25 protein-coding genes and 1 tRNA gene are annotated in these 24,162 nt (G+C 36.4%); 15 read left to right on the top strand and 11 right to left on the bottom strand.

All coding sequences use genetic code 11. The features are described 5' to 3' along the window. Genes W908_RS02020 through purM form a run of 3 tightly spaced genes read right to left on the bottom strand, consistent with a single transcriptional unit; the run spans position 1 to position 2,302 of the window. The gene (locus tag W908_RS02020; protein WP_053819713.1) at positions 1-690 is read right to left on the bottom strand and encodes a DUF3108 domain-containing protein; all 690 of its coding nucleotides are present in this window, start codon (positions 688-690) and stop codon (positions 1-3) included. Then, positions 687-1,295, bottom strand: a complete 609-nt coding sequence (purN, locus tag W908_RS02025) for a phosphoribosylglycinamide formyltransferase (RefSeq protein ID WP_053819714.1) — start codon at positions 1,293-1,295, stop codon at positions 687-689. The genes W908_RS02020 and purN overlap by 4 nt, the downstream gene beginning before the upstream one ends. A 5-nt stretch (positions 1,296-1,300) precedes the next feature. Next, positions 1,301-2,302, bottom strand: coding sequence for a phosphoribosylformylglycinamidine cyclo-ligase (gene purM, locus W908_RS02030; RefSeq protein WP_053819715.1), 1,002 nt, complete (start codon positions 2,300-2,302; stop codon positions 1,301-1,303). A 66-nt stretch (positions 2,303-2,368) separates the two neighbouring features. Here purM and W908_RS02035 point away from each other — a divergent pair, with 66 nt between their 5' ends. The 4 genes from W908_RS02035 (at position 2,369) to W908_RS02050 (ending at position 5,263) form a co-directional block, all read left to right on the top strand. Continuing rightward, entirely contained in the window at positions 2,369-2,917 is a 549-nt protein-coding gene (locus tag W908_RS02035; RefSeq protein WP_082344998.1) for a CDP-alcohol phosphatidyltransferase family protein, read from the top strand. Continuing rightward, positions 2,914-3,591, top strand: coding sequence for an HdaA/DnaA family protein (locus W908_RS02040; RefSeq protein ID WP_053819717.1), 678 nt, complete (start codon positions 2,914-2,916; stop codon positions 3,589-3,591). The genes W908_RS02035 and W908_RS02040 overlap by 4 nt, the downstream gene beginning before the upstream one ends. 141 nt (positions 3,592-3,732) lie before the next feature. Beyond that, on the top strand, positions 3,733-5,115 hold the full coding sequence (gene cysG / locus W908_RS02045) for a siroheme synthase CysG (protein WP_053819718.1): 1,383 nt from the start codon (positions 3,733-3,735) through the stop codon (positions 5,113-5,115). A gap of 63 nt (positions 5,116-5,178) precedes the next feature. Then, a tRNA-Leu gene (locus W908_RS02050) sits at positions 5,179-5,263 on the top strand. Between the two features lie 24 nt (positions 5,264-5,287). On the opposite strand, the gene W908_RS02055 is transcribed toward W908_RS02050, so the two are convergent. The 3 genes from W908_RS02055 to W908_RS02065 are packed head-to-tail and all read right to left on the bottom strand — an operon-like array spanning position 5,288 to position 7,922. After that, positions 5,288-5,851 (bottom strand): TetR/AcrR family transcriptional regulator, encoded by a 564-nt coding sequence (locus W908_RS02055; protein WP_236849156.1) that lies wholly within the window; start codon positions 5,849-5,851, stop codon positions 5,288-5,290. Next, positions 5,851-6,753, bottom strand: coding sequence for an oxidoreductase (locus tag W908_RS02060; RefSeq protein WP_053819719.1), 903 nt, complete (start codon positions 6,751-6,753; stop codon positions 5,851-5,853). The genes W908_RS02055 and W908_RS02060 overlap by 1 nt, the downstream gene beginning before the upstream one ends. Before the next feature lie 23 nt (positions 6,754-6,776). Next, positions 6,777-7,922 (bottom strand): MBL fold metallo-hydrolase, encoded by a 1,146-nt coding sequence (locus W908_RS02065; RefSeq protein WP_053819720.1) that lies wholly within the window; start codon positions 7,920-7,922, stop codon positions 6,777-6,779. 173 nt (positions 7,923-8,095) lie between these two features. Here W908_RS02065 and W908_RS02070 point away from each other — a divergent pair, with 173 nt between their 5' ends. From W908_RS02070 to W908_RS02115, 10 genes are all read left to right on the top strand, one after another. Next, positions 8,096-10,003 (top strand): heme lyase CcmF/NrfE family subunit, encoded by a 1,908-nt coding sequence (locus W908_RS02070; RefSeq protein WP_053819721.1) that lies wholly within the window; start codon positions 8,096-8,098, stop codon positions 10,001-10,003. A gap of 23 nt (positions 10,004-10,026) precedes the next feature. Then, positions 10,027-10,809: a c-type cytochrome biogenesis protein CcmI gene (gene ccmI, locus W908_RS02075; RefSeq protein ID WP_053820770.1), complete on the top strand. Its 783-nt coding sequence runs from the start codon at positions 10,027-10,029 to the stop codon at positions 10,807-10,809. Positions 10,810-10,814: 5 nt separating this feature from the next. Further along, positions 10,815-11,942, top strand: coding sequence for a succinyl-diaminopimelate desuccinylase (dapE, locus tag W908_RS02080; protein ID WP_053819722.1), 1,128 nt, complete (start codon positions 10,815-10,817; stop codon positions 11,940-11,942). 12 nt (positions 11,943-11,954) lie between these two features. After that, positions 11,955-12,629, top strand: a complete 675-nt coding sequence (gene trmD / locus W908_RS02085) for a tRNA (guanosine(37)-N1)-methyltransferase TrmD (protein ID WP_053819723.1) — start codon at positions 11,955-11,957, stop codon at positions 12,627-12,629. Positions 12,630-12,713: 84 nt separating this feature from the next. Continuing rightward, positions 12,714-13,604, top strand: coding sequence for a 4-hydroxy-tetrahydrodipicolinate synthase (dapA, locus tag W908_RS02090; RefSeq protein WP_053819724.1), 891 nt, complete (start codon positions 12,714-12,716; stop codon positions 13,602-13,604). Beyond that, positions 13,601-14,662 carry an NlpB/DapX family lipoprotein gene (gene bamC / locus W908_RS02095; RefSeq protein WP_053819725.1) on the top strand — a complete coding sequence of 354 codons (1,062 nt, stop codon included), beginning with the start codon at positions 13,601-13,603 and terminating at the stop codon, positions 14,660-14,662. The genes dapA and bamC overlap by 4 nt, the downstream gene beginning before the upstream one ends. 33 nt (positions 14,663-14,695) lie before the next feature. Then, on the top strand, positions 14,696-16,594 hold the full coding sequence (locus tag W908_RS02100; protein ID WP_053819726.1) for a BRCT domain-containing protein: 1,899 nt from the start codon (positions 14,696-14,698) through the stop codon (positions 16,592-16,594). 191 nt (positions 16,595-16,785) lie between these two features. Then, positions 16,786-17,130, top strand: coding sequence for a P-II family nitrogen regulator (locus W908_RS02105; protein WP_020024037.1), 345 nt, complete (start codon positions 16,786-16,788; stop codon positions 17,128-17,130). Between the two features lie 9 nt (positions 17,131-17,139). Next, on the top strand, positions 17,140-18,354 hold the full coding sequence (locus W908_RS02110) for an ammonium transporter AmtB (RefSeq protein WP_020024038.1): 1,215 nt from the start codon (positions 17,140-17,142) through the stop codon (positions 18,352-18,354). 145 nt (positions 18,355-18,499) lie between these two features. Further along, complete coding sequence (locus W908_RS02115) at positions 18,500-19,102, top strand: ANTAR domain-containing response regulator (RefSeq protein WP_020024039.1); 603 nt, start codon at positions 18,500-18,502, stop codon at positions 19,100-19,102. A gap of 10 nt (positions 19,103-19,112) precedes the next feature. Here the strand turns inward: W908_RS02115 and W908_RS02120 are convergent, their stop codons facing one another. From W908_RS02120 to W908_RS02140, 5 genes are all read right to left on the bottom strand, one after another. Next, the gene (locus W908_RS02120) at positions 19,113-19,430 is read right to left on the bottom strand and encodes a phosphoribosyl-ATP diphosphatase (protein ID WP_020024040.1); all 318 of its coding nucleotides are present in this window, start codon (positions 19,428-19,430) and stop codon (positions 19,113-19,115) included. Beyond that, positions 19,423-19,803 (bottom strand): phosphoribosyl-AMP cyclohydrolase, encoded by a 381-nt coding sequence (gene hisI, locus W908_RS02125; protein ID WP_053819727.1) that lies wholly within the window; start codon positions 19,801-19,803, stop codon positions 19,423-19,425. Before hisI ends, W908_RS02120 begins: the two co-directional genes overlap by 8 nt. Positions 19,804-19,867: 64 nt before the next feature. Beyond that, positions 19,868-20,962 carry a peptide chain release factor 2 gene (gene prfB, locus W908_RS02130; RefSeq protein WP_020024042.1) on the bottom strand — a complete coding sequence of 365 codons (1,095 nt, stop codon included), beginning with the start codon at positions 20,960-20,962 and terminating at the stop codon, positions 19,868-19,870. A 72-nt stretch (positions 20,963-21,034) separates the two neighbouring features. Beyond that, positions 21,035-21,295: a 30S ribosomal protein S15 gene (rpsO, locus tag W908_RS02135; RefSeq protein WP_020024043.1), complete on the bottom strand. Its 261-nt coding sequence runs from the start codon at positions 21,293-21,295 to the stop codon at positions 21,035-21,037. Between the two features lie 82 nt (positions 21,296-21,377). Next, positions 21,378-22,283 carry an LpxL/LpxP family acyltransferase gene (locus W908_RS02140; RefSeq protein WP_053819728.1) on the bottom strand — a complete coding sequence of 302 codons (906 nt, stop codon included), beginning with the start codon at positions 22,281-22,283 and terminating at the stop codon, positions 21,378-21,380. Between the two features lie 41 nt (positions 22,284-22,324). On the opposite strand from W908_RS02140, the gene dnaG reads away from it, so the two are divergent. Continuing rightward, positions 22,325-24,151 (top strand): DNA primase, encoded by a 1,827-nt coding sequence (dnaG, locus tag W908_RS02145; RefSeq protein WP_053819729.1) that lies wholly within the window; start codon positions 22,325-22,327, stop codon positions 24,149-24,151. Positions 24,152-24,162: the final 11 nt, after the last annotated feature.

Here is a 24,162-nt window from a genome sequence, read left to right on the forward strand (position 1 = left end):
TTAGCTCATGAACTCAATTAATAGCATTGTAAATTCAGTTTTGCCATTGACCTTGTATATTCGAACAGGTTGAAAGTTGTCTTCAACTGATAAATTTAGAGTTAGCTCTAATTCCTCACAATTGACACGAACTGTTTCAATGTCACGATTATTAATAGTGACAGTTTCTTGTCCATCAACAATAAATTTTAGATACTTGACGCCATCTTGATCAACTACCTGGTAAGTAAATTCTGGTTGACTTGGATTATTGAGCATATCATTTGAAAGAGCAAGATAAACACTAAGAGGATCAACGAGGAGACCCGGTTTGATTTCAAATTCCTCACCAGTGCTTGATAATGCGTAATTTTTATCAGTAACAATTGTTATTTCGTAATCCTTTTTTACTTCATCCTTTAGTTTTTCAACAACACTAAAATACTTATTGATAACCTGGCCATCAGTCTCATTGCCAGTACTTTTTTCAGACCTTGAGTAGTCATAAAGAGCCTTCCAAAGAGACTCCGTTTTAGCTTCAGTTGTAAATGTAAACTCACTATCATTCATTTCTAGATTTAGAACGGCTGATCCAATTTGCAGGTTTCCCATTTTGGTGTCTGCATAGAGCTGGTAACTTCCAATATAGGGAGAAAGTGCTAGAGAATTCGTAAATATAAGGCTTAAAAATAGGAGCGCAATTTTTTTCATAAGATTTTTCCGTCCAGCGTTATACATTCTGTATTTAAAAGTTTTAGTCTATTTTGAGTATACCAATGAATCACTCTTGGATAAAGAATATGCTCCTTTTTTAGAACTTTTTGAGAGAGAGAGTATTCTGTATCTATAAAGTCAATTTCAACAATTTCTTGGCTAATTATTGGGCCACCATCTAGCTCTTCTGTTACAAAATGAACAGTTGCACCGTGGTATTTCTCTTTGGCATCAATCGCCTTTCGATGGGTATTAAGTCCTGGAAATTTTGGTAGTAGCGAGGGATGTATATTAAGAATTTTTCCAGCAAAATGATTAATAAATTCAGAAGAAAGAATCCTCATATAACCAGCTAGAATTATGAGACTAATATCAAGTTCATCAATCATTGTGATAAGCTGTTTATCAAAGCCTTCTCTAGATTCGTATAGATTAGGATCAACAAAATGCGTCCTAATACTAGCACGTTCTGCTCGCTTTAGACCAAAAGCATCTTCTTTGTTACTAATGACTGAGCATATTTTGAGGTCAATCTTTCTAGCATTATCAATGAGAGATTGAAGGTTAGAGCCATTACCTGAGATTAAAATGACAGCCCTCATTGCAGCTAGATAAAGACCTGTTGACCTGTCGAGTTGATCACCTCTCCAATAAGCCAGGCATTTTCACCAGATGCATTTAAAAGTCTAATAGCATCATCAGATGATTCTTTTGGGATAATGACAACCATTCCAACACCACAGTTAAGCACTCGATACATTTCGTTAATATCTATATTTCCCTCATTTTTAAGCCAGTTAAAGATTTCTGGCATATTCCATGAATTTGAATCGAGTTTTGCTGCTAAATGATCAGGAAGCACTCTCGGTATATTTTCAAGAAGGCCACCACCCGTTATATGAGATATTGCATGAACTGGCAAACTTTGAATAAGCGAAAGAATTGATTTAACATAGATTTTGGTAGGCTCAATTAATAAATTGAGTTGCTCTTGAGTTGGCTTCGTCTTTTCCAAAACCTTTCTGATTAATGAATATCCATTAGAGTGAGGCCCAGAAGAGCCAATTGCAACAATATGATCACCTAAATTGACCTTTGAGCCATCAATGATATGATCTTTTTCAACAATTCCTACACAAAATCCAGCCAAATCATATTCTTCACCATTATACATGCCAGGCATTTCAGCAGTTTCACCGCCAATGAGCGAACAGCCAGAGAGGCGACATCCCTCACCAATTCCCTCAATAACAGAAGTAGCTATCTTGGTATTCAGAGAACCTGTAGCATAATAATCTAAAAAGAACAAAGGCTCTGCACCTTGAACAATCAAGTCATTAACGCACATTGCTACTAAATCAATACCAATCGTATCATGTTTTTTAAGCATCTCTGCAACCATAAGCTTTGTTCCAACACCATCCGTACCTGAAATTAAAACTGGGCTTTTGTATCTATCTAAAGGAATTTCAAACATTGCGCCAAAGCCGCCTAGGCTAGATAAAACGCCAGGTCTCAAAGTTGATTTTGCAATGGGTTTAATCTTATCAATGAGCTGATTACCTTTGGTGATATCAACTCCCGAGTCCTTATAAGTCAATGATGACATGTTGTTTTTCCGTATAATTAAGGTCTTAAAAAATGGATTAAATCAAGCAAAATAATGAGCTTTTCGATGCTACCCAATGCGCTTTCAATAATACGCATTATTTTAACAGTTCCCATAGTTATAGCGCTGCTAAAAGAGCAGTATCTTCTGACAATGCTGTTATTTTTAGTTGCAGGTATTACTGATGCTTTAGATGGCTGGATTGCAAAACAGTTTTATATGCAGTCAAGACTGGGTTCGATTATAGATCCGGTTGCTGATAAGATCCTGCTAACTTGCACCTTTATAACTCTTTATTGGGTCGAAGTTTTACCATTATGGCTACTCATGATTATTTTTGTTCGTGATGTTATTATCATTGCTGGCGCATTGGGTTATTTTCTTGGAGAGGAGAGTGCTGATACTGACTTGTTAGAACCAAGCCTCATTAGTAAAGTAAATACTGTGTTACAAATTACTCTAGTTTTATACTTACTGCTCATTGAGCTGTACATTGGAATAGATGGCATGCAAGAGATAGTCTTTGTCATAGTGGCAACATCAACAGCCCTAAGTGGGGCAGATTATGGCCTCCTCTGGGTTAAGAAATTCATCTTGCAAGAGACAAAAAAATGAATCAACTTGGCTTGCCAATTAGTCTCAACACATCCATGCTTCTGGAAAGTTTTATTGCAAATAAAGAGCTCTTAAGGTTAATAAATCAACTATTTCTTGATGAAAATTCTTCAGAGGTCTTTATTTATGGAGCGTCAGGTCAAGGCAAGACTCATATCCTTCAAGGAGCAGTATTGAAGGCTTTGGAGATAGATAAAAATGCTATTTATATTGACTGCAATGAGTCATTTCCTGAGCATATTTTGGACTTTATTGATCAAGTACATTTTATTAGCTTTGATAATGTCCATTTAATTTCTAGAAAGAATCAAGAGATATTTTTTGATTTATATAATCAAGCGAGACAGAGTCAAATTGTAATCCTGACTAGTGCAGAGAGCCTGCCATCTGACTTGGAAGTGATGAAGGATATCAAAACACGACTTAGTTTAGCTGCTGTTTATAAGCTTGAAGAGCTTAATGACGAGTTAATAATGAGAGTAATTGATAGTCAGATGAGTCAGAGAAACTTATCTATTAACTCAGGCGTTTATGAATACTTATTTAAAAACTATTCACGAGATTTAAAGTTACTACTAGCAACATTGAATGATTTAGATAAAGCGTCTCTACAAGCTAAAAAAGCTATTTCAATACCCTTTGTTAGAAAATTCTTGAACTTACATAATCACTAAATATAAAATATTTTGCTAAAATTATCTCTATTTAAGAAATATAAATATCTTTTAATATAGAAAATATTAATTTATAGAATATTTTACTATAATCCACAAATCAACTAATTTAACAGTATCGCCTGACACGTATTAATTTTTATGGATCACCTTCCTATTTTTATCAACATAAGAAAAAAGCCTTGCATAGTAATAGGAGGTGGAGATATTGCTCTCAGAAAAATTAATCTACTATTAAAAGCGCAGGCCAAGGTTGACTGTATATCACCATTATTTTGCAAGGATATAAAAAATCTTTCTATGGATGGGCATATAACCTTAATTAACAAAAGTTTTGAACAAGCAGATATTAAGGATTACTCAATCATTATCGCAGCAACAGATGACAAATCAGTTAATTCATTGATTTCTTCAATCGCACAAGATAAAAAAATTCCAGTCAACGTTGTTGACTCACCAGAGTTATCAAGCTTCATAATGCCCTCAATTGTTGATCGATCTCCCTTAATTATTGCAGTGTCCTCATCTGGCAAGGCTCCTGTTTTAGCTAGAATTATTAGGGCAAAATTAGAGACAATCATTCCAAGTGCCTATGGCATATTGGCTGATATTGCAGGTGAATACAGACAGAAAGTTAAAGATCGTTTTTCAACAATCAAGGACAGAAGAGCTTTTTGGGAAGCTGTATTTTCCGGTGTTATTGCTGAAAAGGTTTTTTCAGGTCGAATTAATGAAGCAAAGGAAGACATACAAAGGCAGCTTGATGATTCAGTAGAGATGGATTTAGGTGAGGTCTATTTGGTTGGAGCTGGACCAGGAGATCCTGATTTACTCACCTTTAAGGCTTTGAGATTAATTCAGCAGGCTGATGTTGTTCTTTATGATCGCCTAGTTTCTAAAGGGGTAATGGAGCTGGTTCGAAGAGACTCTGAGCTTATCTATGTTGGTAAAAAGGGCGGCAGTGACAAATCAACTAAGCAGGTTGACATTAATGATCAACTGGTTGAGCTTGCAAAGACAGGTAAGAGGGTTTGCCGTTTAAAAGGCGGCGACCCTTTTATTTTTGGAAGAGGTGGTGAAGAGATAGAATCTCTATCTGAGCATGGGATACCTTTTCAGGTGGTCCCAGGTATTACTGCCGCGTCCGGTTGCTCTTCCTATGCAGGTATTCCCCTCACCCATAGAGACTATTCTCAGTCCTGTAGATTTGTAACTGCGCATCTAAAGAATGGCACAACCAACCTCCCATGGGAAGAGTTCATCATTGATCAGCAAACTATTGTTTTCTATATGGCTTTGAGTGGCGCTAAATATATCTGTGAAAAACTCATGGAACATGGGATGGATAAGGACATGCCTATTGCTATTATTGAAAAAGGAACGATGCCTGAGCAAAAGGTTTATATTTCATCGCTGATTGAATTACCAGCTTTATTAGAAAGAGAAGATATTCATGCACCAACCCTGATGATTGTGGGTGAGGTTGTCAAGCTCAATGAAAAGTTGAATTGGTATGGCAATTAAATAATTAAATCTATTTCTTAATAAAAAAACTTTAATATATTTGGGTATAATTCAGAATTCTTCGCGGGAGTGGTGGAATTGGTAGACACGCTGGATTTAGGTTCCAGTGTCGCAAGACGTGAGAGTTCGAGTCTCTCCTTCCGCACCAAAAACCAATCAATTTAAAGAGCTCTTAGGAGCTCTTTTTCATAATATCCCAGATTATATTAAGTTCACTCTCACTAGGCTTGATAAGATTTCTGAACTTGAGGTTCTTAATGATGGTCTCTGTAGTGGACCAATTTATCTGCATGAGAAGATCAAAATCTATCTCTTTAAAATGCCCCTCTATAAACCATTGCTTCAAATCAGCCATCGACTTTTCAAAATTTTTAAAGCCTATTGCCCTTGCCTCTTCAGAGACCATGGGGTCGATATCCACTAAACCTAAAAAAATAAACTCATTGTAGTTAGTTAAAAAGTACTCAATAATTTTTCTTGAACCATTTTTGATTTGAAGTTCAACACTTGAATCATTAGGAATATTTTCATTTAAGTCAGAAAAAGCATTTTTTTTAATACTTATGTATATTGTGTCAATAAGCTCTTGCTTTGACTTGAAGTGAACAAAAAGCGTTCCAGAGGCAACTCCCGCTTTTTTACTGATTTGAGCAGTTGAAGTTGCTTGAATGCCTTGACTAGCAAATAGCTCCAGGGCACTCTGAAAAATTTTATCTTTGGTTGAGAGCATTGTCATTAGTCATAGATTACTCCAGTTAATTCTTCAGATAGTTTCCAAAGTTTTTTTGCGTTATCTATATTATACGATAGTTCGTTTGACTTAACTAAGACTGGGTAACCTCTCATACCACCCATGGATGGAGAGCCAAAATAATCACCTGATTCTGCAGTTAGGTCTGTAGCAGCGCGAATCCCTCCTAAGGCTCCAATTGAGGCTTTTTGTGCAGCTATTTTATTTAAAATTTTCCATATTGTTGAGTAACGTTGAAGCTTAGTATCAGTGTATCCAGGATGTGATGCAACTACTTGAGGATTACCTTTAGTTTGCTTTAGTTTGCGTGAGAGTTCATAAGTAAAGTATAAATTAGCAAGCTTGCTGTCACTGTAGGCGCTCCAAGTTCTGTATTTTCTTTTTTCCCAATTAAGGTCATCAAAATCAATATTTCCAGAGAGATGAGCAATACTAGATACATTTATAACTCTAGAGTTAGATGTCTTTTTTAGAAGAGAAATCAACTGACCTGTCAAAGCAAAGTGACCCAAATGATTAGTGCCCATCTGGATCTCAAACCCATCTTTCGTTTTTGAATAAGGGCAAGCCATAATGCCAGCGTTATTGATAAGACAGTCTAAATTCTTGTATTTTTTAAAAATTTGATGAGAGAAATTTTTGATCGATTCAAGACTTGTTAAATCTAGTTCTTCAATATCTATCTTTGCATTTTTATTTTCAGCAAGAATTTCGTTTGCTACAGACTCAGCTTTTTTAATATTTCTAGCAGCCATAATAACGGTAGCATTTTTTCGAGAAAGAACTCTAGTTGTTTCCTCACCAAGGCCGCTCGTTGGTCCAGTCACAATAAAAATTTTGCCTGATTGATCAGGAATATTTGATTCATTCCAATTTTCTTTTTTCATTTTTTTCCTTTAATAATGCAAGTTTAATTTCTTAGTTTTTTCCACCAAGGTTTTTTGGGTATAGCATTTAACTCAAATATTTCTCCAATCATTGGCGTTGCAAGATTGACATTCTTTTTTGCAGCTTCTTTAGTGATACGAATAATTGGCTCATCCCAGGGATGAATTGATAAATCAAATTTTGACCAATGGATTGGGAAAAGGATCTCTGCTTTTAAGTCGATACTAGCTTGAACTGCCTCATCTGGATACATGTGAACGTTCGACCAGTCAACGTTGTATGCACCGTTCTCAATAAAGGCAATGTCGAAAGGTCCATACTCCTCACCTAATTTTTTAAACGTCTCTGAGTATCCACCATCTCCGCTGAAATAAGCGCTTAATGATTTTGATCTAACAACCCAAGAGCCCCATAACGTCGAGTTACCATTGAACACTCCTCGGCCACTAAAGTGAAGCGCAGGCGTAAAGGTAAAGTCAACATCTTTAAAGTTCTTACTTTCATACCAGTCAAGCTCAGTAATTTTATTTTTAATTACCCCCCATCTTTCAAGATGAGCTCCAACACCTAAGGGCACAATAAAATGATCTACTAGGTTTGATAAGTCCTTAATGGCTTTTGAGTCAAGATGGTCGTAGTGATCATGAGAAATAATGACAACATCGACCTTTGGAAGATCATCAATTAATATCGGATTTTCAAATTCAAATGGCTTTCCATTAAAGAAGCTACTTTTACTGTTAGAGTTGAATGATGGTAAAGGAGAGGCTCTGTTAAAAACAGGGTCAGTCATAACGACTAAACCTTCAGTTTTCATAATGAGAGTAGAGTGCCCAAACCATGAAAATTTACCCTCTGTTAAATCTTTGTTATTAAATTTTATTGTTGGCAGCGGTTTTAGAGGGTTTTTATCTTTAGGGGGTGAAAACCAATCCTTGAAAGTTGCTTTTTTTTCTGAAGCTCGAAAATTAGTATAGTTTGTTTTAATATTTCGGAATTTTCCTTCAACAAAATTTTGAGAATCTTCAATATTTTTTTGAGTTTCCTTGTCTGGAGTTCCACCGAAAGCTGGCGATACTGTGAGAAAAGTAAATACAACAATAGCTAGTGCTAATAGAATATAAATCAGATATTTTATGATATTAAGTATTGTAAAAATAATTTCCAATTTTATCTCCCTAATGCGGTTTTAATTATATTATATCTCATTATGAGTGAGTAGTCAGTCATATTAATTTTTTCCTTATATATTACTCATAAGTTTAACCTCGGGTATTGAGATTAAACTTAAGAAATCCTGTAAAATATTAGCTCTAAAAAACACAATAAAAGTATGGCTATATGTTGATTGAGGTTGGACATTTTGCACTTGTTCTTGCGCTAATTATTTCAGTGCTCTTGATAGTAGTTCCTTCGATTGGGCTCTATCAGAATAAGACTTCGCTTGCTCAGCTTGCAAGGCCTTTAGTATGGGCTCAAGGTTTTTGGATTGCATTAGCTTTCTTTGTTTTGGTGGGTGCATTTCTGAGTAATGATTTTTCAGTTAAATATGTTGCTGATAATTCAAATACGCAACTTCCAATACTATTTAAAGCATCAGCTGTTTGGGGCTCGCATGAGGGGTCTTTACTTTTATGGGTATTCGTTCTGTCTCTATGGACAGTTGCTGTATCAATTTTTTCAAAAAAAATTCCGTCAGACTTAATTAATCAAACCCTTGTGGTTCTGGGCGCAATAAGTTTTGGTTTTTTACTTTTTCTTCTCTTTACATCTAACCCTTTTGAGCGCTTAATGATGCCGCCACTTGAGGGTCGAGAGCTTAACCCTCTTCTTCAAGACTTTGGTCTGGCGGTTCATCCTCCTATGCTCTATATGGGTTATGTAGGGCTAGCTATTCCATTTGCTTTTGTATTGTCTGCACTCATTCGAGGACAGCTTGATAGCACATGGATTAGATGGACTCGTCCGTGGGCCTTAGTTTCTTGGTCTTTTTTAACCGTTGGAATAACGCTTGGAAGTTGGTGGGCTTATTATGAGCTTGGTTGGGGAGGATGGTGGTTTTGGGATCCCGTGGAAAATGCATCATTTATGCCTTGGCTTGTTGCAACGGCGCTTGTCCACTCTCTAAGTGTGAGTGAGAAGCGTGGCGCTTTTAAACAGTGGACTGTGCTTTTAGCTATTGGAGGCTTTTCTTTAAGCCTGCTAGGAACATTTCTTGTTCGCTCTGGGGTTCTAACATCGGTACATGCTTTTGCAACCGACCCAACAAGAGGTTTGTTTATCCTCATCTTTTTATTTATAGTAATTGGAGGATCATTGATTCTCTATACATGGCGCTCTAGCTTATTACAGCAGAGTAACCCATTTTCATTGCTATCAAGGGAGACGGGACTTCTTATTAATAACATTTTACTTGTAACTGCAATGTTAAGTGTCCTTTTGGGTACGCTTTATCCCCTCATTCTTGATACTCTCAACCTCGGAAAAATTTCAGTTGGAGCGCCCTATTTCAATGCAGTTTTTGTGCCCATTATGATTCCTGGAGTAATTGCACTAGCAGTATTCCCTTATATGCGTTGGAAGAAAGATTCATTATCAAGGGTTTTTAATTTATTAAAGTTTGAATGGATCTGTGTTGTTCTATTAACTTTCCTATCCTGGGTTTTCATCACGGACAATATTTTTGTTCTAGTTGCAGTTGGTCTATTCATATGGGTCGTTAACCATGTCTTGGTTTTATTCATAAAAAGACTGCGATCTAAAGCAAAGCTTTCTATGTCATTCATTGGAATGATTCTTGCACATCTTGGAATTGCTGTTTTTGTCCTCGGGGCCACAGTGACAACTCAACTTGGCATTGAAAAAGATATCAAGATGAATATTGGAGAAACTCAAACGATAGCTGGACATGACTTTGTTTTTAATGGCGTGAGCCCTCATTCAAGAGAGAACTACTCTGGCTTTATTGGGGATATTACTGTCTTTAAAAATACAAAAAAAGTGGCTCAGCTTAGCCCTGAAAAACGTTATTACCAAACAGGGATGCCAATGACTGAAGCATCTATTGATCCCTCAATCACAAGAGACCTTTACGTTGCACTCGGTGAGGGCTTGGGAGACGGGGCCTGGAGTGTCAGAATATATTATAAGCCGCTTGTTCGTTGGATATGGTTAGGCGGTCTAATGATTGCACTTGGGGCTCTTTTTGCTGCCATCGATAGACGTTACTTTTTGAGAGTTAAATCGTGATTCTAGCTTGGCAATTTATAATAATGATCGCATTGTCATGTGCGTTTTTTGCCTGGTTTCTATTTAGGCCAATCAGTCAGAATATTAGTGGTGACGAGTCCAACATCGCTATTAATCAGCAAAGACAGGATGAGCTTATTTCAGATATAAACCAAGGCCTTATTGCGGATGACCAATACCAGGCTGCTGAATCTGAAATCGTTAATACTTTAGCGACTGAATTAAGGCCTGATACAAAGAAAAGCATAGCAATTAAGCCGTTACCATGGACACTCGCAATTATTTTAATTTTTGGCATTCTATCTCTAGGAATATATTCACAATTAGCACCAAAAATGATTCCATCTGGGAATTCTCTTCCAGAGCCATTGAGTATGAGTGATAGCATCGAGAGGCTTCAGAGTTTTATAGAGAAGAATCCAGGTGATTTTCAAGCATTAAAAATGTTGGGCTTAGCTCAAATCGGTATCGGCAATATTAATGAATCAATCGAAGCATTCGAGAGGGCATACTTAATAAATTCGAAAGATATTGACTTGTTGCTCCAATTTGCAAGCGCTATAGCTGCAAGTCAAGATGGGCAATTTGATGGTAAGTCTAAAGTTTTGATCGACGAAGCGTTGAGCCTTGATCCACAGTCAATTCAAGTTTTATATTTTTCAGGCATCGTTGCGGCCCATGGAGCTGATCTTGATGGTGCTATTAAGTTTTGGGAGAAAGCACTTTACCTTATGTCTAATGATCATCCGGATAGAAATATAATCGAAGAGGCTCTGGGTACAGTATTAAATTTACAAGTAAAATAGTCATCATGAGTAATACATTAGAATTAGCAAAATCGCTTATAAGTAAACCTTCAATCACCCCTGATGATCATGGTTGTCAGGCGATAATGATTGATAGACTTAATAAAATTGGCTTTGAAATACATCCACTTAAATTTGGGGATGTTGATAATTTCTGGGCAGTGCATGGAGATAGCGGACCTTTATTTGCCTTTGCGGGGCATACGGATGTTGTCCCTGCAGGTGATGAAAATGCGTGGAATACTAAGCCATTTGAGCCGACGATAAAAGATGGATATCTTTATGGTAGAGGTGCAGCAGATATGAAAGGTGGGCTTGCTTCAATGGTTACCGCAACTGAAAAATTTATAAAAGAAAATCCAAATCATAAAGGCAGAATTGCCTTTTTAATCACTTCTGACGAAGAGGGCGTTGCAGTCAATGGAACATTAAAGGTTATGGATTATCTCAAAGCAAATGAACAAAATATTGATTACTGTTTGTTAGGGGAGCCTTCTTCGACTTCTTCTACAGGGGATGTTATTAAAAATGGAAGAAGAGGGTCATTAAATGGTGTTTTAAAGATTAATGGAAAGCAGGGCCATGTTGCATACCCTCATTTAGCTAAAAACCCTATACATCTTGTTTCTCCTGCGCTTGATGATCTCTGTAATCAAGAATGGGATAATGGCAATGACTATTTTCCAGCAACCTCTTTTCAAATTTCAAATATGCATTCAGGAGATGGCGTAACAAACGTTATTCCTGGTGATGCTCAGGTTAAATTTAATTTTCGTTACTCTACAGAAACCAATAAAGAGAATTTACAAAAAAAAGTCCATGAAATTCTTGATATACACAACCTTGATTACTCCATAGAGTGGTCTCATTCTGGCTACCCATTTTTAACGCCAAAAGGTGCACTAGTTAGTGCTTGCGTCGAGGCGATTAAAAAAACTAAGGGTATTGATACTGAGCTGTCAACCTCAGGTGGGACTTCGGATGGAAGATTTATTGCTCAAGAGGGAACTCAGGTCGTAGAGCTTGGGCCTGTCAACGCTACGATTCATCAGATTAATGAATCAGTTTTAGTTCAAGACCTTGATGACTTAAGTGAGATTTATTACCAAGTGCTCAGAAATATATTCTCTTAATTCTTATTTCGTATGAGATTTGATATCATCACTCTTTTTCCTGAAATGTTCTCGGCAATCAAAGAGGAAGGGGTTATTGCGAGAGCTATTAAGAAGTCAATCATATCGATTAATGAATGGCAGCTTCGAGATTTTAGTGAGAATAAGTACAAAAATGTTGATGATAAAGCCTATGGGGGCGGAGCTGGAATGGTTATGCAGGTCAAGCCAATCAGGGATTGCATCAAAAAAATAAAGGAGCAAGAGCCAGAAACTAAAGTTATCTATCTATCTCCACAGGGTGACCCTTTAAATCAAAATTTGGTTGAAAAATTATCATCATTCGAGTCATTAACTCTTCTTTGTGGGCGATACGAGGGTGTTGATGAGAGAATCATTAAGAATGATGTTGATTTAGAAGTATCAATTGGTGATTATGTTATCAGTGGCGGTGAGTTGGCTGCAATGGTATTAATAGATTCAGTTAGTAGGCGCTTGCCAAATGTCTTGGGTAATAAAGACTCATTGAATGACTCTTTTGTCAATAATTTACTTGATTACCCGCACTATACAAGGCCAGAAAGTATTGATGGAGATATTGTACCTGAGGTGTTATTGAGTGGAAATCAAGCTAAGATTGATGCTTGGCGATTAGAGCAGGCTAAACACAAGACAAGACAAAAAAGACCTGATCTTTTATCGAATTAAAGTCTTGTATTAAAGTAGGCCCTTGAATTGTTATTAGAAGGCCAATCGTATATAATTTTAGCTACATTTTGAATAAATCAATTTATGAATAAGAATCACTCCTTTGTAGGCTCAAATGTCGCACTCATAACGCCAATGCTTGACGATGGGAGTGTTGATTATGAATCGCTAAATAACCTTATCGAGTTCCATATTGATGCTGGAACAAGCTCAATAGTTTCGGTTGGAACGACTGGTGAATCGGCGACTGTCGGTGTTAAAGAACATCTTAAGATATTAGATCATACGATCAAATACGCCGCTAGAAGGATTCCAATTATTGCTGGGACTGGGGCAAACTCGACTTCTGAGGCTATCGAGCTCACGCAGGAGGCTAAAAATTTCGGTGCTGACGCCTGTTTGCTTGTGACGCCTTATTACAATAAACCGACTCAAGAGGGATTGTTTCAACACTTTAAATTGATTGCTGAAAGTGTTAGCATTGATCAAATCCTTTACAATGTTCCTGGAAGAACGGCAGTCGACATGTCGGTTGATACCACTTCAAGACTTTCAGAAATTTCAAATATTATTGGAATTAAAGATGCTACGGGAGATCTATCAGTTATCAAAGAGCTTGTTGCAAATTGTCCTGAAGATTTTTTATTGCTTACGGGGGATGATGCTACAGCGATCGATTTTCTTCTTTTGGGTGGACATGGCGGTATTTCAGTCACTGCTAACGTTACTCCCAATGAGCTTCAAAAAGCATATCTAGCAGCTATTGCTGGAAATGTTGAGCTTGCTAATCAGTTAAATGAAGCGCTCTCAGGTCTTCATAAAAATCTATTTATTGAGTCCAATCCAATACCTGTGAAATGGGCTCTTCATAAAATGGGTAAGTGCGATAATGGTATAAGATTGCCATTGCTTGAGTTATCAAATGAATGTAAAACAGTTCTTGAAAATGATTTAAAGGAATTAAAATTAATATGAAAATTACGAATTTTTTAATATTAGCGTTAATTAGTCTGTTAGTTGCTAGCTGCTCTAAAGTTGCTGATCCAGTAAAAAAAATTGGCTTAGGAAGTAGAGCGGTAAATTATGAGGTAGATGAGAATGTTGATTCGCTTATCATTCCTCCAGACCTAACAGCACCGAGCTCTCAAGGCGCATTTACTGAAGTGATTAAAGTTAGTGACGGCAGTGACGTTTTAAAAAGAGTCCAAAATGTTGAAGTGAAGAGGGATAAATATCGACGATGGCTCCTAGTTGACCTTCCACCTGCAGAAGTTTGGGCATTATCAAAAGAATTTTTTCGCTCATATGGCTTTCAAATTGAGAAAGAAAATCAAAAGATTGGCCTTTTAGAAACTGATTTCTTGGAAATTGAAACGAAAGTTCCAGATAAATCTTTAGGGACTATTCGCGCCGCCTTGGCAAAAGCATTAAAAACCCAGTATGGCCTTCCAATTGCTGACAAGTATAGAATTCGAATTGAGCCAACAGCTAATTCAATGGAGTCTGAAGTTTACTTGACATTAAGTTCAATTGGCGAAGTTGTGAGTGGTGCAACAAGAGTCTGGCAGCCTAGAGAGAAAGATGTTGAGCTTGAGACAGAAATGCTTCTTCAGTTAATGGTTTTTTTAGGCAATGATAGGGGTGATTCCATTTCAAAGATTCAATCAAACGTTGAAGAGCAAAAAACTGCTGTGTCAGTTGTCATATCAGATACAGGTTATGCTTCTTTAGTTTTTCCATTCGATAAAAATGAATCATGGAAACTATTAGGCTGGGCGCTAGATGAGTCTGGAGTTGATATTGAGGATAGCGACTCACTTGAAGGGAGCTACTTTATCAATGTAACTCCTAATAAGGGTTTTTTCTCAAAACTATTAACTACAGCCTCAATAACTAAAACGTACCAGTTAATTTTAAAAGAAGATACCAGCTCGCAAACAAATGTTATTTTTGTAGATCTTAGTGAAGAAAATGATGAAAAAATAATTAGTTATAGTGAAGAATTATTTGATCAAATCGCTTCCAAGTTTTAACTTTTTTCAAATTAAGCTAGATTTTAATAAATCATGCTGACAAAAAAACAGATTCAAAACATTGCTAATGAAACTACATTGGCAAATCACCTTTCTGATTCAGATTTACTTGAGTTTTGTGTTCTAGCTAATGATAGTTATCGAAGTGGAAGCCCAATAGTTACCGATGAAAATTATGATTTCATCTTTATTCCTGAGCTTCAAAAAAGAATGCCCAAACATCCCTTTCTTCAAAAGATTGAATCTGAAAGTGAGGGATTTTCAGATGAAAAAATTAAGCTCCCAGAAAAAATGCTATCAACGGACAAGGCTTATACTTGGGGAGAGATCGAGAAGTGGCTTGAAAGAATATCAAAATTTTCTGAAGAAATAAATGTTCAACTATCTGAAATTCAAATTAAAGGGACTGCAAAATTAGACGGATTTGCCGGTTATGACGATGGAAAGAGGCTTTACACTCGTGGTGATGGTAATAAGGGAAGTGATATTAGCAGAGTGTTTCAAAGAGGTCTTGGTATTTTAAATGATAGTGAAAGAGGCCAAGGCCCCGGAGAGATTGTTGTTAAGAGGAGTTACTTTGAAGACCATTTAAGTAATGATTTTGAGTACCCAAGAAATTTTCAAGCAAGTCTCATTAAGGAAAAAGAATTAGATAAGTTTGCTAGAGATGCAATTGATGCAAAGGCTGCTTTATTTGTTCCTTTTAAGCAACTTCCATTTTGGAAGGGGAATATTGATGAGTTCAAAAATCAATTCTTAGATATAGTAATTAAGCTTGAGGGGGGTGTTGATTTTGATATTGATGGGGTAGTCTTTGAAATTGTCAATCCTGAATTAAAAGAATTTATGGGTTCAAATCGTAAGTTCCATCGCTGGCAGATTGCTTACAAAGAAAATAAGGAAAAAGCACAAGTTAAAGTTATTTCAGTGACGGCTCAAGTAGGAAGGACCGGAAAGATAACCCCTGTTGCAGAGTTGGAGCCAACTCAATTAAGCGGCGCGACTATTTATAGGGCAACTGGTCATCACTACGGGCTTGTCAAAGAACAAGGTTTAGGCGCTGGAAGTATTATTGAGTTAACTCGAAGTGGGATGGTCATTCCTAAAATAAATAAGGTTCTTAAAACTGCAGAAGTTGATATACCTTTGAACTGTCCGAGCTGCAATTCTCTATTAATATGGGACTCAGATTTTTTGATGTGTTCCAATGACAATGATTGCCCAGATCAGGTGGTTGGCAAGATGATCTATTTTTTTCGAATCTTGGGCAACAATGATGGGTTCGGACATGCAACGATTCAAAAATTATATGATGAAGGAATACGCCAAGTAAGTGATATTTATCTTCTTAATATAGATGAATTAGTTTCTATGGGTTTTGGTGAAAAAACCTCTCAAAACCTTATTAATCAACTTCAAAGATCACGTCAAGAAAGTATTGAAGATTGGCGTTTCTTGGCCGCTTTTGGTGTTCATAGACTTGGAATGGGTAATTGTGAAAATTTATTAAAAAATTATTCAATTGATGAAGTCTTTAGCCTTTCAATAGCTAGCATTGCAGAGATAGATGGTTTTGCAGAGCTCACTGCAGAGGTCATTTTTGATGGATTGTTGTCTATTAAATCCCAATATGAAGTATTAGTATCTGGCGGTTTTGAACTAGAAAAAACCATTTTGATTACTGATGAAGATACAAGCTCAAATCCGTTTTATAGCAAAAAAATTGTGTTTACAGGCACTATGAATCAGCCTCGATCTGATCTTGAGAAACAAGCAAAGTCATTAGGCATTAAAGTATCAAAATCTGTCAGCTCAAAAACTGATTTTCTCATTATTGGAGAAAATGTGGGTCAGTCAAAAATGAATAAGGCCAAAAATAATGGTGTTGAAATCCTTTCAGAATCTGAATATCTAAAAAAACTAAATATATAAAAATATTTTCTATATAATTAGTCCAACTTGAAGCCAATGTTGGTATCAAGAAAAGACATAGACGTTTATTTGGGCACTTGCCTTAATAAGCGTTTTTTTTCGTCAGTTTAAAGATGAGCTGAAATGGTATAGAAGCCCACTACTTTCTCGAAGGTAGTGGGCTTTTTTGTTTTTGAGATTGGAGCAATGATATGAAAATGATTACAGCTTATATTCAGCCAAAAAGACTGGATAGTGTGAGACAAGTTCTCTCAGATATAGATATAAATGGGGTTTCAGTAACCGAAGTTAAGGGTTTTGGAAGGCAAAAAGGCCATACAGAACTTTATCGCGGTGCTGAGTATGTGGTTGAATTTCTTCCAAAAGTAAAGTTAGAGATTGCAATTACTGATGAGCAGGTTGAGGAGGTCATTGAGACCATTAGCACTGCTTGTAAGATTAACGGCGGCAAAATTGGTGATGGAAAGATTTTTGTTACAAATCTGGAACAGGTCGTTCGTATTCGTACGAATGAGTCTGGTCCAGAAGCACTATAGGAGAGGAAAATGGAAAATCAAATATTAGAATTACAATATGCAATTGATACCTTTTATTTCTTAGTAATGGGCGCCCTTGTCATGTGGATGGCAGCTGGCTTTTCAATGCTAGAAGCTGGCCTTGTGAGGAGTAAAAATACCGCAGAAATATTAACTAAAAATATTGGTCTTTTTGCAATTGCATGTACTATGTATATGGTCTATGGCTATGACTTAATGTATGGCGGTGGTGCTTTTCTTTCTGGAATTAGTGGACAGGGCGAAACATACTCAAATGCATCTGACTTTTACTTTCAAGTAGTCTTTGTAGCGACAGCGATGTCAATTGTTTCTGGTGCTGTAGCAGAAAGAATGAAGCTATTTACATTCTTTGCTTTTGCAATAATTTTTACTACTATCATTTACCCATTGGAAGGCTCATGGACGTGGGGTGGAAATGATGTTTTTGGTCTATATAACTTAGGTGATTTTGGCTTCTATGACTTTGCAGGATCAGGCATTGTGCATATGGCTGGAGCAGCAGCAGCAATTGCTGGGGTAATAGTACTTGGTCCCAGAAAAGGGAAATATGATAAGGATGGGAATTCAAAGCCAATTCTAGGTGCAAATCTCCCTTTGGCGACTTTAGGTACTTTTATCTTATGGCTAGGATGGTTTGGTTTTAATGGGGGATCAGTGTTAGCAATGGCAAGTAAGGAGAGTGCAGATGCAGTGGCAATGGTTTTTGTTAATACCAATGCAGCGGCTGCAGGAGGTGTTATTGCAGCACTTATATTTGCGAAACTATGGTTTGGTAAAGCAGATTTAACGATGACACTTAATGGAGCTCTAGCAGGCCTAGTTGCCATTACTGCTGGACCAGATACGCCAAGTGCTCTAGTTGCAAGTTTAATCGGAGCAGTCGGTGGTGTGATTGTAGTGATTTCAATTGTAATGCTTGATCGTAAACTCAAGATCGATGATCCAGTTGGTGCAATTTCAGTTCATGGTGTTGTTGGTCTTTGGGGTCTTTTAGCAGTACCCTTAACAAATAGTGAAGTTCCATTTTCAGGTCAAATTATTGGTGCTACAACAATATTTATTTGGGTTTTTGTGACATCATTCTTACTTTGGCTGACTCTTAAAGCATTGATTGGTATTCGCGTATCCAAGGAAGAAGAGGAAGATGGAGTGGATATCTCAGAATGTGGACTCGAGGCATATCCAGAGTTTGTCGTTAAGTAACTAATTTAATATATAAACTCAAACTTAAAATCCTCCACTAAAGAATATATATTCTTTAGTGGAGGGCCTAATAATAAAACTTTAATCCATTTATAACCTTTGTGCTAATGAGGTATATTATTGATGGTTATAAAAACTTAGAATTATGAAAAAAAATACAATGAATCAGACTGCCCTTAAAATTATTTTAGTCGATGAAAATATGGGCCGATCAGCAATCCTTAGACGTGCTCTTCAGGATAAAGGTCATGAGGTAATTAGTCGTTTAGAGGAAAGTGAAAACCTTGTCAATAGTAATGAAATTACTCATGCTGACGTTGTCATTGTTAATGCAGACATACCAGATGAGGCTGTTTTTGCTAACCTTAGGGATGTCAACAAAACTAAGCCAAAGCCGATTGTAATGTTTACAGAGAGCTCTGAGGAACATATGGCTGGAACAGCAATTAAATCGGGCGTTAATGCTTATATTGTTGACGGCCTTGAAGAGAAAAGAGTGCAGCCAATTATTGATGTAGCCATCGCTCGTTTTAGAGAATTCCAAGCTTTAAAAGATGAGTTAGATGCAACTAGAAGTCAGCTTGCTGAACGAAAGTCAATAGAAAAGGCCAAGGGTTTATTAATGAAGCACAAAAAAATAACTGAGGATGAAGCTTATCAATCTCTCAGAAAGATGGCAATGGATAAAAATAAAAGAATTTCAGAGGTTGCCGATGGCGTTATCAGTGCTATTGAGCTTTTAGGTTAGTAGGCTATAGCTACTTTTTTCTTGATGCCTTTTCTTCATGACCTGAAACGCCAAAACGTCTAGCTAATTCTAACTCAATCTCTTCAATACTAATATCCTCATGGCGCAGAAGGACCATGATGTGGAACCATAAATCAGCTACTTCATGGATAACTTCATCTCTACCTTCTTCTTTCACTGCTTGAATAACTTCTTCAGACTCTTCACTGACTTTTTCTAAAATCGAATTCACTCCTTTGCTATACAAAGAAGAGACGTAAGATTTATCTTCAGATGAAGATTTTCGTTCTTCCAGAATTTTTTCTAGGGTATTTAGAATGTTATCCATAGATTTCTTTGGGGTCTTTAATTACCTTAGAGACGCATTTCCATTGATCATTTTCAAGTTTATTGAAAAAACAATTAGCACGTCCAGTATGACAGGCAATGCCACCTTTTTGATTGACTTTGAGCAAGACAACATCTTGGTCACAATCAGTAAATATTTCGACTATATCTTGGTAGTTTCCAGATTTTTCACCCTTGAACCATAGTTTTTTGCGCGACCTTGAAAAATAGACTGCTTTATTTGTTTTTAAAGTTAAAGCAAATGCTTCCTCATTCATCCAGGCCATCATCAAAATTTGATTTGTTGAATAATCTTGAGTGATAACCGGAACAAGGCCTTTCTCATTAAACTGTATAGTATCTATAGCTTTCATGTTGAAGTATTAATATTTAGTAATAATTGTACCAATGCATCCTAAAACAATTAAGATTTATTTATTAGAGGCCAGCCTTAAGGCTGGCAACAATAAATTGATCTAAATTTCCATCAAGAACATCTTGGGTATTGCTACTTTCAACACCTGTTCTTAAATCTTTAATTCTTGACTGATCAAGCACGTATGAACGAATCTGATGTCCCCAACCAATATCTGACTTTAAATCCTCAACATCTTGCTTATCAGCATTACGCTTTTGCATTTCTAGTTCATAAAGCTTTGATTTTAACTGTTTCATTGCTTGATCTTTATTAGCATGCTGTGAACGTCCATCCTGGCACTGAACCACTGTTGAGGTTGGTAAATGAGTAATCCTGACCGCTGATTCAGTTTTATTAACATGTTGACCACCAGCTCCTGAAGCTCGATAGGTATCAATTCTAAGTTCAGATGGATCAATCACAATTTCAATATCATCATCAATCTCAGGCGATACAAAAACTGAAGAAAATGAAGTATGTCTTTTTCCATTTGCATTATATGGGGATTTTCTAACGAGTCTATGAATCCCTATCTCACTTCTAAGCCAGCCAAACGCATAGTCACCATCAAAGTGTATGGTGGCTGATTTAATGCCGGCAACTTCACCAGCTGAAACCTCCATAAGCTTCACTTTAAAATTGTGCTTGTCACCCCATCTCAAATACATCCTTAAAATCATTTCAGCCCAGTCTTGAGCTTCAGTTCCACCAGATCCAGACTGTATATCTAAGTAGGCAGAGTTTCGATCCATCTCACCACTGAACATTCTCTCAAATTCATAAGTGGCAATAGAGTTCTCTGTTTCACTTAAATCGGAAATGATTCCATTAACTGTGTCACTATCATTTTCAGTCTCTGCCATTTCTAAGAGTTCTTTAGCATCATTTAAGATGTTTGATGAGTTTGAAAATGTTTCACACAGATTATCAAGTTGAACTTTTTCTTTACCCAGGGCCTGAGCTTTATCAGGATTAGACCAAATATCTGGATTTTCTAGTTCTAATTTAACTTCCTCAAGTCGATCTTGTTTTTCATCAAGCTTAAGATGCTTTGATAATATATCCAGTCGATCAATAAGTTCTGAAATTTTTTGATAATAAGCTGATAGTTCCATGACTCTATTTTAATGCGTCAAGTAATAAAAAAGCCCCAAAATAGGGGCTTTTATTTGTCTGGTGAAAATTTCTTATTTTCTTAAGCCTAACCTTGAGATTAAATTTGCATAAGTAGTAAGATCATTATTTTTAACATACGCAAGTAATTTTTTGCGCTGTGAAACAAGACGTAAAAGCCCTCTTCTTGAATGATGGTCTTTTTTGTGAGTTTTAAAGTGCTCAGTTAAGTGGCTAATTCTAGCAGTTAGGAGAGCAACTTGAACATCTACAGAACCAGTATCTGAAGGGTCTTTTTGGTATTCTTTAATAATAGCTTGTGTATCAATTGACATAATTTATAGTTCATGTAACAAAAATTTAAGTTGAGAATTATACGCTATTTTTTTTAAATGTTGTATTTCTAATCAAATATTATTAATTAAATTTGTAAAAGTTTTTTTCATCATTTGGCCTTGTTTTAAAGCGACGATGAATCCACAAATACTGCTCAGGTGAGTGATTAATTTGTTTCTCTAAAATTTGATTAATAACCGTTGCATCATGAATAGGATCATTTGATGGATAGTTGGAAATTGGTTTTTCAAATGACATTAGATATCCATTACTGGTTCTAATAAAACTATATGGAATGACTCTAGTGTTGTTGTTTTTGGCAAGCCTTGCAGTTGCTGATGCAGTGGCAGTTTGAATGCCAAAAAATGGAGCAAAAACACTATTATTTTTACCCAAATCTTGATCAGGAGCATACCATATCGGAAGGCTATTATTAATCGCTTTAATAATGGATCTAGTGTCAGTACTTTTAATCATAACAGCGCCATTTTTTTTATATCCTTTGACCATAGCACTATCAAATAGTGTGTTATTTTGAGGCCGGTAAATATTTGCAATGGTGTGCTTAATTAATAGCGCACGGCTGCCTAACATGAGCGGCATAAAATGTGAGCAAAGAAGAATAATCCCTCCTTCTTCTTTCAGGGCATCTTTAAAAAAATGTTCATTCTTTATGTTTAACAATTTTTTAATTTTATTATCAGTTCCATAATAAGCATTCGCAGTCTCAAAAAAACTGACTCCAATTGCCTCAAAGTGTCTCTTGACTAGTCTCTCAACTTGAGGTTGTTTTTTTTCAGGAAAACAATGTGAAATGTTTGAGTAAGCTGTTGATCTCAACTTATTCATAAATGGATACATCATTCTTCCAATGGCTTTTCCAGCAACCACTTGAGCTTTGAATGGAATAAAGACGCCAATACGCATAAAGAGTATTAGAATCCAAGTAAGTAAAAATTTAGGGTGAATAAATTCGACGTTTAACATTAAAATAAAATTAAATGAAACTAAAAAATAAGCTGTAAATTATGCCATTTGTTGACAGAGATTTTATCAATGATTTACCCAATAGAGTAGATATTGTTGGTTTAATCAATAAGCGTGTTGCTTTAAAAAAGGCTGGTAAAGATTATAAGGCATGCTGTCCTTTTCATGAAGAAAAAACACCTTCCTTCACTGTAGTCCCAACTAAGCAGATATACCATTGTTTTGGTTGTGGTGAAAGCGGCGGCATCATTGATTTTATTATGAAATATGATCATTTGGCTTTTGTGGAGGCAATAGAGACTGTGGCAGGCGAGTCTGGAATTTCAGTTGTCTATGATCAAACTGCTAAGCCTGTGGATATGCGCTTTAAGAGATATAACAAATTAATGGAAGAGTTGAGCAGCTTTTATCAGGAACAACTCAAAACTTCAGCTGCAAAAAAGAAAGTAGTGGATTATGCTAAAAATCGTGGAGTAAGTGGATCGATTGCGAAACGATTTGAACTAGGCTTTGCGCCGCCAGGCTGGACTAATCTTTTTGATGCATATAAAGATAGTGAAGAATCCACACAAGACCTATTGAAAATGGGAATGATTGTCCCCAAAAAAGATAAAAAAGACGACTATTATGATCGTTTTCGAGATCGACTTATGTTTCCTATTCACAATACAAAGGGATCAGTTATTGGCTTTGGAGGCAGAGTCTTATCGAGCAAAGATAACCCCAAGTATTTGAATTCACCCGAAACCCCTTTGTTCTCTAAATCAAAAGAATTATATGGCCTTTACCATTGTAGAAAATATTCCAGGAAAATAGATGCAATCATAGTTGTTGAAGGCTATATGGATGTTATCGCACTTCATCAACAAGGAATCACTAATGTTGTTGCTACATTAGGAACGGCCACTACTTCGTCACATTTACAGGTTTTATCCCGTACAGCTGAGACCATTGTTTTTTGCTTTGATGGCGATAAGGCAGGAAGAGATGCAGCTTGGAAAGCATTACAAACGTCATTACCTGCTATCACTGCAGGCTTAGTTATTAAATTTTTACTATTACCTGAAGGGGAAGATCCTGACACATTGATTAATAGTGAATCAGCTAAAGCATTCAATAAAAGGGTAGATGAAGCGCAAACACTTTCTAACTTTCTATTTGAACATATAAAGGCTGAAGTGCCTTTTAATACGATTGAAGGCAAGACATTATTTTTAGAAAAATCAGCAGCATTAGTGAATCTAGTAAGCTATCCAATCTATCAACAACAATTAATAGAGGGAATTGCTCAAACCATTGGACAAAATATAACTCAAGTAGAAAAAGCAATTGAGCAAAACATTGCAAATAATACCCAGCACTATTATGCCAATGCGCTTGAGCAAGCAGAGATAGTCAATCAATCGTTTCAAACAAAGCCCAAAAGAACCTCACCTTCAAGTATAAAAAGTCTTATGTCTAGAATGATATCCTGCGTCATTAATTATCCATCACTTGTTAATGATCCAGAGACATCGAGTGTGATCGAAGAGAGGGCTAGGAAGTTACCAAAATCTGATGTTTTGGTTGAACTAATAAGGCATGCTCAAGTTGAGTCTGACCTTTCAAAGGAGGCATTATTATTACCTTATAAATCTAAAGAAAGAGTTTATAACCGACTTAAGGAACTAAGCGTAATGGAGCCCTTTTTGAGTGAGTATGAAGCTAAAGAGGAGTTTGGGTATACCCTCACTGCAGCTGAAAAATTCTATGAAAGAAAATCTACAAAGGCCTCAATTCTCTCCGCTAAAACTCATGATGAAGAAAAAGCTGTGATGCAAGATATTATGAAAAGCAAGGTGAGCGCAACCCGCCAAAAAAAATCTTAACCCTCGAGTAA

It is taken from the genome of Candidatus Pseudothioglobus singularis PS1, from assembly GCF_001281385.1.
GTDB lineage: Bacteria > Pseudomonadota > Gammaproteobacteria > PS1 > Pseudothioglobaceae > Pseudothioglobus > Pseudothioglobus singularis.

Excerpts from the sequence above, each read along its gene's own strand:
- W908_RS02020 (WP_053819713.1), bottom strand. The coding sequence starts at position 690 with ATGAAAAAAATTGCGCTCCTATTTTTAAGCCTTATATTTACGAATTCT.
- purN (WP_053819714.1), bottom strand. The coding sequence starts at position 1,295 with ATGAGGGCTGTCATTTTAATCTCAGGTAATGGCTCTAACCTTCAATCT.
- purM (WP_053819715.1), bottom strand. The coding sequence starts at position 2,302 with ATGTCATCATTGACTTATAAGGACTCGGGAGTTGATATCACCAAAGGT.
- W908_RS02035 (WP_082344998.1), top strand. The coding sequence starts at position 2,369 with ATGCTACCCAATGCGCTTTCAATAATACGCATTATTTTAACAGTTCCC.
- W908_RS02040 (WP_053819717.1), top strand. The coding sequence starts at position 2,914 with ATGAATCAACTTGGCTTGCCAATTAGTCTCAACACATCCATGCTTCTG.
- cysG (WP_053819718.1), top strand. The coding sequence starts at position 3,733 with ATGGATCACCTTCCTATTTTTATCAACATAAGAAAAAAGCCTTGCATA.
- W908_RS02055 (WP_236849156.1), bottom strand. The coding sequence starts at position 5,851 with ATGACAATGCTCTCAACCAAAGATAAAATTTTTCAGAGTGCCCTGGAG.
- W908_RS02060 (WP_053819719.1), bottom strand. The coding sequence starts at position 6,753 with ATGAAAAAAGAAAATTGGAATGAATCAAATATTCCTGATCAATCAGGC.
- W908_RS02070 (WP_053819721.1), top strand. The coding sequence starts at position 8,096 with ATGTTGATTGAGGTTGGACATTTTGCACTTGTTCTTGCGCTAATTATT.
- ccmI (WP_053820770.1), top strand. The coding sequence starts at position 10,027 with ATGATCGCATTGTCATGTGCGTTTTTTGCCTGGTTTCTATTTAGGCCA.
- dapE (WP_053819722.1), top strand. The coding sequence starts at position 10,815 with ATGAGTAATACATTAGAATTAGCAAAATCGCTTATAAGTAAACCTTCA.
- trmD (WP_053819723.1), top strand. The coding sequence starts at position 11,955 with ATGAGATTTGATATCATCACTCTTTTTCCTGAAATGTTCTCGGCAATC.
- dapA (WP_053819724.1), top strand. The coding sequence starts at position 12,714 with ATGAATAAGAATCACTCCTTTGTAGGCTCAAATGTCGCACTCATAACG.
- bamC (WP_053819725.1), top strand. The coding sequence starts at position 13,601 with ATGAAAATTACGAATTTTTTAATATTAGCGTTAATTAGTCTGTTAGTT.
- W908_RS02100 (WP_053819726.1), top strand. The coding sequence starts at position 14,696 with ATGCTGACAAAAAAACAGATTCAAAACATTGCTAATGAAACTACATTG.
- W908_RS02105 (WP_020024037.1), top strand. The coding sequence starts at position 16,786 with ATGAAAATGATTACAGCTTATATTCAGCCAAAAAGACTGGATAGTGTG.
- W908_RS02110 (WP_020024038.1), top strand. The coding sequence starts at position 17,140 with ATGGAAAATCAAATATTAGAATTACAATATGCAATTGATACCTTTTAT.
- W908_RS02115 (WP_020024039.1), top strand. The coding sequence starts at position 18,500 with ATGAAAAAAAATACAATGAATCAGACTGCCCTTAAAATTATTTTAGTC.
- W908_RS02120 (WP_020024040.1), bottom strand. The coding sequence starts at position 19,430 with ATGGATAACATTCTAAATACCCTAGAAAAAATTCTGGAAGAACGAAAA.
- hisI (WP_053819727.1), bottom strand. The coding sequence starts at position 19,803 with ATGAAAGCTATAGATACTATACAGTTTAATGAGAAAGGCCTTGTTCCG.
- prfB (WP_020024042.1), bottom strand. The coding sequence starts at position 20,962 with ATGGAACTATCAGCTTATTATCAAAAAATTTCAGAACTTATTGATCGA.
- rpsO (WP_020024043.1), bottom strand. The coding sequence starts at position 21,295 with ATGTCAATTGATACACAAGCTATTATTAAAGAATACCAAAAAGACCCT.
- W908_RS02140 (WP_053819728.1), bottom strand. The coding sequence starts at position 22,283 with ATGTTAAACGTCGAATTTATTCACCCTAAATTTTTACTTACTTGGATT.
- dnaG (WP_053819729.1), top strand. The coding sequence starts at position 22,325 with ATGCCATTTGTTGACAGAGATTTTATCAATGATTTACCCAATAGAGTA.